This is a genomic window from Bacillus sp. C30, assembly GCF_040838255.1.
Classification (GTDB): Bacteria; Bacillota; Bacilli; order Bacillales; family Bacillaceae_G; genus Bacillus_A; species Bacillus_A mycoides.
Genome location: NZ_JBFPJH010000088.1, coordinates 1 through 12,337, shown reverse-complemented (window position 1 = coordinate 12,337; position 12,337 = coordinate 1). Strand labels below are relative to the sequence as shown.

The following is a 12,337-nucleotide window of genomic DNA, read 5'->3' as shown; positions in this document are numbered from 1 at the left end:
ATAATAGAGTATATTATATAACGTCTTATTATCAGTATTCAGCAATGCATAAAATTTTCGTTATGGTGGAATTAAAAATCTAAGCCCGAGAGGCATGTGCCCCCCACCTATTCATTACTTTTCCTACTAACTAAAGAATAATCCACGAAAAACTCCCCTTCATAACTTCTTTTTCCAGTTGATTCCTACATATAAACATTGCAATAATCTTTGTGCGATTTTTTTCATCGGGTTCAAATTGTTCAATGGTTACGTCACAGCGAATCGTATCACCGCTAAAGACAGGACGTAAAAATTCAAAATCCATCTTGCGAGCTAGTACGTTATAGTCACCGCCAATTTTTGTAGGCAGCGTTGATGTTAACGGCCCTTGTACAACAAATCTCCCCTGCTCATCTGGTGTAACATGATGAACACCTTCATCTTTAGATACTTCTGTAAATAAAACAACATCTTCTTTTGTAAACGTTCGTCCAAAGGTGATTTTTTCGCCTACTTGCAGTTTCATCCATACCCCTCCTCAAAAACAGTCCACAATTAATTAAACTGACGTTCCATTTGTTACAAAAGAAAAACCGAAATTAAAAATCATTTCGGTTTTTCCAAACTGTAGAAGTCTATATTTACTTTAGCGAATGAACAAACAACCCACTGCGCAGTTTCGGTTCAAACCACGTTGATTTTGGCGGCATAACTTCCCCTGCGTCTGCGATTGATAATAAAGCTTCCATTGATGTCGGATATAATGAAAACGCTGCTTTATATTCACCGCTATTTACAAGGCGTTCTAATTCTTCTAATCCGCGGATTCCTCCGACAAAATCAATGCGTGAATCAGATCGTGGATCATGTATTTCAAGTACTTGGCTTAATAAATGATCTTGCAGAATAGATACATCTAAACCTTTAACGAGATCATTCGCATCAAACGTTTCCTCTTTCACAGTGAGCTTATACCACTTCTCGTTTACATACATTCCAAATGATTTTGGCTCATTTGGTTTATACGGTGAAACCCCTGCTTCTTCCACATAAAAATATTGCGCAACTTGCTTTAAAAATTGCTCTACTGATAAGCCATTTAAATCTTTCACAACACGGTTATAGTCCCAAATTGATAATTCATCATGAGGGAATAAAACAGATAGGAAGAAATTGAATTCCTCTTCTCCTGTGTAATTCGGATATTGCTCTCTTCGCATTAGCCCTACTTTTGCAGCTGATGCAGAGCGGTGATGTCCATCTGCAATGTACAAGTTAGGAATATCTTCAAATGCGTTTACTAAAGTGGCAATTACTTCTTCATCTGCAATCTTCCACGCAACATGCCTAACGCCATCTTCTGCTGTAAATGTAAAGATTGGCGCATGTTCTTCTTTCCAGTTTGCAATGAAACGTTTCACTTCTTCTTTTGTACGATACGTTAAAAAAATTGGCCCCGTATTTGCGTCACACACATCTACGTGGCGAATACGATCAAGTTCTTTTTCATGACGCGTTCTTTCATGTTTTTTAATTGTATCATCTTCATACTCGTCAATCGATGTACAAACGACAAGGCCTGACTGCGTTCTTCCTTGCATCGTCAGTTCATAAATGTAAAGCGCTGGCTCCTCATCTTGAACGAACACTTCTTCTTGTATAAATTGCTTTAAATTTTCACCCGCTTTTTCATATACGCGATCATCGTACGGTGAAAGTGCCGGGTCTAAATCAATTTCTGCTTTATCAACGTGTAAGAAAGAATATGGATTCCCTTTTACAACTTCTCTTGCCTCTTCACTATTTAATACGTCATACGGTAAAGCTGCTACTTGTGCTGCTTTACCTTCTACTGGACGAATAGCACGAAACGGTCGGATTTTTGCCAAGTTTCTCTCTCCTTTACACAATCATTCGAACGGCTACAACACCTGTGATTTTACTTATATTTTCCACAATATTCTCTTTCATTATATCATCAATTCCGTTATCAATATCAATCATTGTGTACGCCCAAGAGTGTTTACTACGATTAATCATATCCGCAATATTAATATGATGTTCTGCTAAACATCCTGTAATTTGTCCTACCATGTTCGGAACGTTTTGATGCATAATTGTAATTCGTTTTTTTCCAATGTACGGAAGTTCTACGTTTGGATAGTTTACTGAATTACGAATATTACCTGTCTCTAAATATTCACGTAATTGACGTGCAGCCATTACTGCACAATTTTCTTCAGATTCAGACGTAGATGCACCAAGGTGAGGAGTTGCTGTTACATTTTTCATCTTTATCACATTTTCATTCGGGAAATCCGTTACGTAATGTGTAATAATATCTTCTTCTAACGCTTTTTGAAGAGCTGTTTCATCTACAAGTTCTCCTCTAGAGAAATTGAATAGACGCATTCCTTTTTTCATCGTCTCTATAGCGTGTTCACCAATAATCCCCTTCGTTTGGTTCGTAAGAGGAATATGAAGTGTAATATAATCACACGTTGCAAAGATTTCATCTAGGCTAAACGCTCTTTGTACTTGCGTAGAAAGACGCCATGCTGTTTCAACTGATATATACGGATCATATCCAACAACGTCCATCCCTAAAGATAACGCATCGTTCGCAACTAAAGCACCAATTGCGCCAAGACCGATAACACCTAAACGTTTCCCTGCAATTTCTGAACCAACGAATTGCTTCTTCCCAGCTTCAACAAGCTGTGGTACTTCTTCTCCATCCAACTCTTTCGTCCAGCTCACTCCATTTATAATATTACGGGAAGACATAATAAGGCTTGCGATAATAAGTTCCTTCACTGCATTCGCATTAGCCCCTGGCGTATTAAATACTACAATCCCTTTTTCCGTACAACGCTCAACAGGAATATTATTTACACCGGCACCAGCTCTTGCAATTGCCTTTAAATATTCTGAAAACTCTTCTTCATGTAAAGAATAGCTGCGAAGTAAAATACCATCTGGATGACCTACTTTGTCTCCAATTTCATAGCGATTCCCATCAAAAATTTGCAAACCCTTTTCGGCAATTTGATTTAACGTCTGAACACGAAACATATCCCCATCTCCCTATCTATTTTCAAGCTCAAATTCCTTCATATAGTCTACTAATTCTTGTACACCTTGGGTTGGCATCGCATTGTAAACACTAGCGCGCATACCGCCGACTGAACGATGTCCCTTTAGCGTAACGAAACCGCGCTCTTTCGATTTTTGTAAAAACTGATTGTTAAGCTCTTCTGACGGTGTTGTAAACGGAATATTCATAAGTGACCGATACGTGGGATCAACTGGTGAAGTAAACAATTTAGATTCATCTAAAAAATTGTAAAGAAGTGAAGATTTCATTCTATTTTGTTCTTCAATCGCAGATACCCCGCCTTGTTCTTTCAACCACTCTAGTACAAGTTTTGCTACATAAATACTAAAGGTTGGCGGTGTATTATATAGGGAGTTATTTTCACTGTAAGTTTCATAGTTTAACATCGTAGGACAAGTACTATTTGCACTGCCAATTAAATCTCTTTTTATAATTACAATCGTTAAACCCGCTGGCCCTAAATTCTTTTGCGCACCCGCATATATGAGACCAAACTTCGTAACATCATATTGTTCTGATAAAATATTTGAGGACATATCCGCAACGAGCGGCACTCTTTCTAAATGTGGAATATCCACATATTTTGTCCCCTCAATTGTATTGTTCGTTGTAATATGTACATAATCTAGTTCTTCATCATTTGGTAAATCATCCATTTTAGGAATCGTAGTAAACTTCTCTTTTTCAGAAGAAGCAATCACTTGTACTTCTCCTACTTTTCCGGCTTCTTGCAGCGCCTTTTTAGACCATGAACCTGTCAGTACGTACCCAGCTTTTTTATACGTACTCATTAAATTTAACGGTATCATAGAAAATTGTAATGACGCACCGCCCTGTAAAAATAAAACCTCATACTCATCAGGAATGTTCATTAATTCACGAAGTAAGCTACTTGCTTCATCAATAATACTTTGGAAATAAGAAGATCTATGGCTCATTTCCATAACAGACATGCCTGTCCCGTTATAATTTACAAGCTCCTTTTGCACTTTCTCTAAAACTGGCAAAGGGAGTATAGATGGTCCGGCCGAAAAATTATACACTCTCTCCATCACCCAGATAACCTCCCTATTTCTCATTTTTATTGTTTTTTAAACTTTCTGAATTATAACCTATATACAATACACGGTCAATTTGTTTTCCGTTATTACGGTGCAAGACGCAATGGAATCGCTTGCATGTGCACCCTGCTTTTCATAAACATACAAAAAAGTGTTAAGTACATAATCGTACTTAACACTCTAGTAATTAAGTATAATAGCTACTTACTCGTAAAGAACCGATCGAAAATTTGATAAATAGCTGAAAGACCAAAGAGCCAATAAATAGTATCCACAAGCGCCGGCATAGAACCAAACCATTTCTCAACTACATTATAATCTAACGCCACAAACAACCAATTCAAACCGCCAAGAATCACCAAAATTACTGTAAGGTATGACAAAAATTTCATTATGATTGCCCCCTAGGTGATAAGATGGTGAAAGGCCTTTCACTAAAATATATGTAATAGATTCTAAAACTTACCTATTTTATAAAATTTATTTTCGATACCAGCCATTAATAACTGTCTCTGCTTCTTTACTATGTATTTGATATGAATGATTACTATCATTAGATCCGATAAACCAAATTGAAAAACCTTTAAAATATGGCTTCGCTTCTAATACATCTCGGTAAGCACGCCACCCATTAAGTTGTACATCTCTCGAAAACACATTCGTAACATCTGGGTTCCACGGGCTTTGTAATCCAAGTTCGCGTGCTGGAACGTTAAATCCACCAAAATAAACTGGCTTTCCTGTTGTTTTATGTAATGTCTCAAGTTGCTGAACAACATTTTGGCCCCGATTGTATACTGTCGTCGCAAATAAGCTTTGTTTTACTTCTTCGTATGACGGATTTCTTTTTCCTGAAACTTCAAACCAACTATCAATACTTACAATGTCCACCTTTTTTAAATACGGACGATTTATTTTCTCTTTAAATTTCGCCTCAAAAGAAGGATCCCAACTTGCAGTTAACCACCAATTCATTTGATACAAAACATTTCCTTTATACTGCTGGCGAACAAAATTAATCGTATCATTCCAATATCCTTCTGCATATTCCATATTCACGAAATTAGAAGCGATTTTCAGCCCATAAATATTGTACTTACTTGTAATGGAATTAAAAATATCTTGTAAAACAACCGTTTTCCAATTCCAGAAGAAATCGTTAATATTACTAGGGTTCCACTCTGTTTCTCCAATATTTCCTTGCTGAATAAACGGAAACGGCTCCAATATAACTTGTATATTACGCTTTAATAATTCTTGAATTAAAATAATAGCTTGTTCCTTTTGCGCCTGATTAATTACCATATTAGCCGAATTCACATCCGGAATATCTACTTGAATAGGTACATTCACCGTATTTAAATTCAAGCGCTCTACATCTGCTAACACTTTCGCTACATTACCTACTTCCCATACCGTTACGTTTCCTGATTTTATTTTTCCAGATTGAACAGTATTTACATCCGCCTATATATTTCCCTGGAAACAAAAAGAAAACAACATGATACACACTCCTAAAATACTTACTAAACTCTTACTTTTCTTCACAAGTTTCCCCCTATTATTTTTGGCATACTTGCTTATTTTATACAACATTTCACATATATTCCATACAAAAAAGAGTTTGATTTTCATCCATAAAAATGCTATTCATCCTTTATTCATCGCTTATCCATACTAACCGCCTAAAAATAGTAAGGTAAATAAAAAAAGAGCGTATTTCCGCTCCTTTTTTATCTTTTCACGATTGAAGTTATTGAATTTTTTCTGATAATCTAACCACATCTATCTTTTCGTATAAATAAATTTTTATACTCATAAATGTATCAAAAAATTTTTATCTATATTCGCTTTTTGTTTGTATTACTTTTACACTTACTTCATTCGTATTACTTTCATATCTTTGAATATTCATGATTACACCTCCATTATATTTGTATATAACATCCGCCTAATTATGATATTTGGTAAAATTCGCTATTCGAGACGTAATTATTGCAGTAATCAAGATAATAAGAGCAGTTATCAAGCCAGATTCTCCAATCCAAATCTCAGTTTGATATCCTGTACTTGCACGTGCGAAAGGTCCTTGAATAATGGCATTCCAAGTAGTATGGATGATAACCGAAGGCCAAACGCTACCTGTGATAAGTCGTAAATAAGCTGTAATATAACTGAATGGCACAATACAAAAATAGATGCCAAGTACTGAAAGAAGGACAGATGTTCCCTCTACATATAGACCAGCAATAACAATTGGAACATGCCACGTTGCCCAAATCAATCCACTAATAAGGATGGGCCGTGAAAACTCTGCATCGACTAGCCTTGTGAGCATATAACCTCGCCAACCCATTTCTTCTCCCAAAACTGGGATTAAGTTAAGCAAACTTCCTAAAATGCCGCTCAATACTACTAGATAAATGAAACTGAATGGTGCCGTTAGATACTGAAGCCCAAGTATATTGTAGATTGGTTCTAACATACCACCTTCGGGATGCTGAAACCCCGCAATCCCGCTCAACCAGGCGATAGAATAAGTAATTCCACAAATAATCATAGGTATTAGCAGAGCAAAACCAATCCCCTTCCATATCTTTAAGTTACCGAGACTAAAAGATACATCTTTAAACCCTTCTTTCAGTATTATGCGAGTCAAAATAGAAGAAAATGCTGGGGTAAACATATATACCACAATAAGCGGCATACTTTTAGTAATTATTACTACTACATTTAGGATAATAAAAGTAATGATTAAGATACTCAGAAAGAGTTGCAGTCCTATTTTAGCACGTTGGATTTTATCTTTATTGTGGAACGATTTTGCGTGTAATATCATTGTAATCCGCCCTTCCCCTTTAATTCACTTGTTTATCGAATTTACTTCTTGTCATTTCCACAGACACAACTTAGAATAAAAATATTTTGGCATACAGATTAATTCATCTTTAAAATCCCTCCCAAATTTATAATCTAGTCTTACTTGCGACTCATCAATGTAATTATTATTTATAAGTTGTCATAGCCGATAGTACAAAAGTGTAATGATTAGTCTATGACCTGTGTCAATTAACCTTATGACAATATGTAACTAGAAAATATGATATGGGATAGATAACAATTGAATTAAGGCAATTGATTCGTGCAAGTACATGAATCAATCTCGCTTTTAAAAACAATTCAATTGAGGTGGAAAAAAATGAATAAGAAAAGAATAATTGCAATGGTTAGTACAGCTTTATTAGTCACAGGATGTGGAGAAGTAGGAAACGCTCAAACAGTAGCAGTCGAAAATTCAGGTCAATCAATCCAAAAAAATATAGTTAAATCAATACAATCACAGGCTTACCCATTAAAAACGATAGAACCGTCAAAATCATTTGAAGATTTAAAACCACTTAAGAAAATGATTGGGAGTGCACAATATGTAGGATTAGGAGAGAATACTCATGGAAGCTCTGAAATTTTCACTATGAAGTTTCGACTTGTGAAATATTTAGTTACTGAGATGGGTTTTACAAATTTCACAATGGAAGAAGATTGGGGAAACGGCTTAAAGCTAAATGAATATATCCAAACAGGAAAAGGAAACCCTAGGGAATTTTTAAACTTGTTATATCCTACTGATGAAATTATAGCCATGATTGAGTGGATGAAAGATTATAATGCCGATCCATCCAATAAAAAAAAGATCCAATTTATTGGGCTCGACTTAAAGGAATTGGACCAAGGTTGCTTTAATAAAGTAATTGATTATGTAAGGCTGCATCGACCAGATTTGCTGGCAGAAGTAGAAGAAAATTATAAAGAATTGTCGGCTTTTAATGGAAGTACACAGGAATATATGGACCTTGCTCCTGAAATAAAAGAAAAGTTCAAAGCAAACGCTGAGAGAGTAGCTCGATTACTAAAAGATGAGAATAAACAAACCAACACAGAAATAGTTTCACCCGAGTACATCTGGGCGAAAGCAACGGCAAGTGCAATAGAGAAATTTACCACAATGCTAATTCCTAACGACTATCCAAGTATGTTAAAGCTACATGAGCAATACTTGGCCGATCATGCAATGTGGGCACAAGAGACATTGGGTGGTAAAACGATGGTATGGGGACACAATATTCATATTGCTAAAGGAATTATCGATGAGAAATTATACCCTTATGTTGCGGGGCAATTTTTGAAGGGACGTTTAGACACTAATTATGTCACAATTGGTAGTACAACTACGGAGGGGAATTTCACCTTATACAGCGAATATGATCCTTCTACTGGAGGTAAGATTACAACTGGTACGATTCCACAAAATGTAAATAGTTTTAACTATACCCTCGGAAAAGTACCATATAACATGTTTTTATTGGATAACCGTCACCTTAAAGGACAAGCAGAGAAATGGGTTAAAACAAAAAGACCATTACTAAGTATAGGGGGACAAATATTCCCAAACGAATCGGCATACTTTGATAAATCATTGCTTGAGCAATTTGATATTATTTTTCACATTCGAAAAACAAGTCCATCTCATATTAAATAAAAGTACAAAACAATCCCGTTCTTGCAGATGCAAGAACGGGATTGTTTTATGGAGATTAATATAAGCATCTTTTTTAACCAGAAGTAGGTTACTCTCCCCTTTTTAGCATCATTTAGAGATGTCATATGACACTTTTACACTAGTGAGAATGACAAAAAAAGCAATATAATTCGTTTATTACATAGATAGGAGCGATGAGCTTTATGAAATCAAGATTCATCCAGAATGGTTATTTTTTATTACTAACTTTCATTACAGGTTTGTTTTATTTTTGTTTTTATCTAATAGCTCTGCTATTCAGTTTCACCCTTTCATTTACGGTAGTTGGGATTCCATTAGTTATACGCGTACTACAAACTACCACACCCTTTATCCAATTCGAGCGCATACAAACGAAAATTTATACTGATATTTCGACAGAATCTTACGATAGAAGTGTAACAACGGATACATCGGACTGGGCGCAAGTAAAATTAGGACTTACGGATCGCCACACCTGGTCTGCTGTCTTTTGGTTAATGCAGAAATTTGTGATTGGCATTTTCAGTCTCATTAGTGCAATCATTTTTTATGTAATGCCACTTATGTTCCTGTTAGCACCACTATTGTATCGATACATCGATATGAATATTATTTTCATACAGATAGATACTTTTCCCAAGTCACTCCTTGTAATGTCTATCGGTATAGTGTTTACCGCCATAAGTATTAAAATAGTAGATGGTTTAACGAAAAAATTTGGAGGTTATACACGCAGTATGATTCAGCAACTAAATCGATAGAAGTTTGTAGTCTACGAATAGTAGGCAGTTTAAACTTAAAAATATAACAATGTAAGAAGGATTATTCTATAATATAGGAAATGAGAAAGAAGGCTACTTAGGGGGTAAATAAATTGTTTGATATGGTTAAATATTGGTTTTGGTATGATTGGATTATGTTAGGAATCCGTCTACTTGTTAGTGTGTCTACCCTCCTAGCAACATTAAATTTCCAGGATGGTTTAACATTACCACTTTGGATTATTATTATTTGGGAAATTATTGCCTTCTCTATTCCATGGGTAGCCTTACTATTCAATTATAAATATTACTTATTCACAGAAATATTGCTATATGGTGGACTATGTATATTCTTAACCTCTTTATTTCCAGAAGCTTACAATATCTTTCTTATATCGGTATTTCTTATCGCAGCAAATAGTAAGCATTTGTCCTATTATTGGACAGCTCCAACAACAGTTTTTATAACAACTGGAATTTTCTATGCTGTTGCGCCAAGTAATAGCTATTGGACTATGGTCACCTACTATGGATTCGCTTATGTAATGGGATTCGCTTTTCATTTATTAATCGCCAATCATAAGCAAAATGAAGTAATTCGTAAACAAAACGCGGTACTTGAGCAATATATGTCTCAGATTGAACGCATTACACTGGCAGAAGAACGGAACAGGCTGTCGAGCGAGCTTCATGATACCGTTGGTCACGCTTATACTTCTATTATTATGGGGATGGAAACGTTGCGCACCGAACTTGCTACTGAAATGGGTATACAGAGGCTAGATTCTCTGCTTGAAATGGGACGTAAAAGCATCGAGGACGTGAGAGGTTACCTACATCAAATGGAGTCTCCGTGTCAATCGCCCTCCTTAATTCAATCTCTACAAAATCTTGGAGCCGAATTTCAGGAGCACGCTCAGGTTACTGTAAGTTTTCGGGCATACGGAGAGGAATATCAATTGTCTCGGCAAGCGAAGATAGCGTTCGTTCGTTGCTTACAAGAATCTCTTACAAATGCAGTACGTCATGGTCAGGGGACTGAAATTATAGTTTCATTGCAGTTTGAACAACAATATACCAGGTTAGAAGTTCAAGATAACGGAAAAGGAAATGTAGAATGGCAGGAAGGCTTCGGTATGAATGCGATGAAAGAACGGGCAATGAATTTGCAAGGTCAATTGTCTGTATATACAAAGCCAGAGGAAGGAATGCTTGTTACATGTACCATACCGCGACAAACTGAAATAAAAGATGGACTTATTCGTTTGTTAATTGTAGACGACCAGCCATTTGTTCGGGAAAGTTTGAGGACACTACTCGATAGATATGAAGATTTAAATGTAGTCGGTTTGGCTGAGGATGGCAATCAAGCCATCGATTTGTGTGGGCGCCTTCAACCCCACGTTATACTTATGGATTTAGATATGCAGCACATGGATGGAGTCGAAGCAACCAAAAAGATTAAGCAACAATGGCCACATATCCGCGTATTGATTTTTACAACTTTTCAGGATACCGAACAGGCGTTGGAATCACTTCGCAACGGTGCGGATGGTTTTTCACTCAAATCTATTGAAACATTGGAGCTAGCTAATACGATCCGACTTATTCACAAAGGTGGGACACTGATTGATCAGGGAATGTCTCACAAAATATTTGAGAAGTTTGATGAGCAAATCGAGACACCACAATCAAAAGCAACTGCTTATGAGCTAACAGCTAGAGAGATAGAAATATTGCAGCTAGTAGCAAAAGGACTTCGATACACTACCATAGCATCAAGGTTATATTTATCGAATGGTACGGTCAGAAATTATGCTTCCACAGCTTATACAAAGCTAGGAGTCCGTAACAAAGAAGAAGCTGTTCAAAAGGCTCTAGAAATTGGAATTATTGAATAACAAAATGTTTTGCGGTATATACCAATGAGTAACAAAAAAACAGAACGCTTTGTGTGGTTTCTTTTGTAACAGAGTAAATAAGGTCCGTTATCGTATAAGTAAATGTTAAAACACTTACTGTTTTGTCATAATAAAATCATTGAATCTTATTCTCTAAAATACAATAGCCTACTATCAATTTAACTGATAGTAGGCTTTTAAAATTATTTAAGAACTTGGTTATGTTCTAATTTAACAGTTTTCATCAGTGGAAATATTATCACTTCGGCTGTAAAGTTAATACTTCCCCTTCAATTCCATCTGTATTTAAAGTAGTCGTATGATACTCACCGTTCACCCAATCATCTATTTGATCATGATACCAATCGCTTCTAAAATGTCCTGACTGTCCCGGCCCCACTATATGATAACCGTTTGACATATCTTTCGTATCAATAACGAATCGCCAAGAAGCCCCATGATTTACAATACCGTTATCTCCATAACTCGCTGCTTGAACGGTAACTTGGCTTCCGCCAATTGGAACTGGTTTCTCACGATTAAATGCAAGTAATGCTAACATACTAGATGATCTCGAAATTGGATGTGTAAAAGCAAGTTGATGGTAATCGCCCCACTTCCACTCTGCAACATCGGGTCCATATTCCTTCTGTAATTTTTTCATTACATTCTCGTACGATGTATGCACAACTTTCGTGAACCCTCCGTACTTCGTAAACCAAGCGCTATTTTCTCCTGCTACTTCTTTTCGAATCAATTCATCAACAACTTGTGACTTCCCTTCAAATAACTCCATCACATCTTTCGGTATTTCTTTTGAAAATAACGTATTCGAAATCTCTTTCATTAACAAATGGAATATTAATGGTGCAGCTTCATCTTTACTATCGTAAAAATTCCACTTTGTTAATTGTTTTACGCCTTCTTTCTTTACTTCATTTAAAGATGCTTTATTT

At 36.1% G+C, this 12,337-nt stretch carries 10 protein-coding genes and 1 pseudogene; 3 read left to right on the top strand and 8 right to left on the bottom strand.

The features are described from left to right. Positions 1-130: 130 nt before the first annotated feature. The 7 genes and pseudogenes from AB3X49_RS11065 to AB3X49_RS11035 all read right to left on the bottom strand — a co-directional run bounded on the left by AB3X49_RS11065 (position 131) and on the right by AB3X49_RS11035 (position 7,000). Positions 131-508 carry a hotdog family protein gene (locus tag AB3X49_RS11065; protein ID WP_367962048.1) on the bottom strand — a complete coding sequence of 126 codons (378 nt, stop codon included), beginning with the start codon at positions 506-508 and terminating at the stop codon, positions 131-133. Between the two features lie 115 nt (positions 509-623). After that, positions 624-1,871, bottom strand: coding sequence for a DUF1015 domain-containing protein (locus AB3X49_RS11060; RefSeq protein ID WP_201039465.1), 1,248 nt, complete (start codon positions 1,869-1,871; stop codon positions 624-626). A 13-nt stretch (positions 1,872-1,884) separates the two neighbouring features. Beyond that, entirely contained in the window at positions 1,885-3,057 is a 1,173-nt protein-coding gene (locus tag AB3X49_RS11055) for a 3-phosphoglycerate dehydrogenase family protein (RefSeq protein WP_367962045.1), read from the bottom strand. A 12-nt stretch (positions 3,058-3,069) separates the two neighbouring features. Then, positions 3,070-4,152: a 3-phosphoserine/phosphohydroxythreonine transaminase gene (gene serC / locus AB3X49_RS11050; protein WP_367962043.1), complete on the bottom strand. Its 1,083-nt coding sequence runs from the start codon at positions 4,150-4,152 to the stop codon at positions 3,070-3,072. A gap of 209 nt (positions 4,153-4,361) precedes the next feature. Further along, complete coding sequence (locus AB3X49_RS11045) at positions 4,362-4,553, bottom strand: DUF378 domain-containing protein (RefSeq protein WP_002084566.1); 192 nt, start codon at positions 4,551-4,553, stop codon at positions 4,362-4,364. Positions 4,554-4,641: 88 nt separating this feature from the next. Further along, positions 4,642-5,709: pseudogene (locus tag AB3X49_RS11040) on the bottom strand (glycoside hydrolase family 113). A 403-nt stretch (positions 5,710-6,112) separates the two neighbouring features. Further along, the gene (locus AB3X49_RS11035; RefSeq protein ID WP_367962040.1) at positions 6,113-7,000 is read right to left on the bottom strand and encodes a CPBP family intramembrane glutamic endopeptidase; all 888 of its coding nucleotides are present in this window, start codon (positions 6,998-7,000) and stop codon (positions 6,113-6,115) included. Positions 7,001-7,360: 360 nt separating this feature from the next. Between AB3X49_RS11035 and AB3X49_RS11030 the strand changes: the two genes are divergently transcribed. The 3 genes from AB3X49_RS11030 (at position 7,361) to AB3X49_RS11020 (ending at position 11,381) form a co-directional block, all read left to right on the top strand. After that, a complete protein-coding gene (locus tag AB3X49_RS11030) occupies positions 7,361-8,698 on the top strand; it encodes an erythromycin esterase family protein (protein WP_367962037.1) in 1,338 nt (445 codons plus the stop codon). Between the two features lie 203 nt (positions 8,699-8,901). Continuing rightward, positions 8,902-9,480 (top strand): sensor domain-containing protein, encoded by a 579-nt coding sequence (locus tag AB3X49_RS11025; RefSeq protein WP_002084562.1) that lies wholly within the window; start codon positions 8,902-8,904, stop codon positions 9,478-9,480. Positions 9,481-9,593: 113 nt separating this feature from the next. Then, positions 9,594-11,381: a response regulator gene (locus tag AB3X49_RS11020; protein ID WP_367962034.1), complete on the top strand. Its 1,788-nt coding sequence runs from the start codon at positions 9,594-9,596 to the stop codon at positions 11,379-11,381. Between the two features lie 259 nt (positions 11,382-11,640). Here AB3X49_RS11020 and AB3X49_RS11015 read toward each other — a convergent pair. Continuing rightward, on the bottom strand, positions 11,641-12,337 hold a 697-nt coding region (locus AB3X49_RS11015; protein ID WP_367962031.1), incomplete at its 5' end, for a penicillin acylase family protein.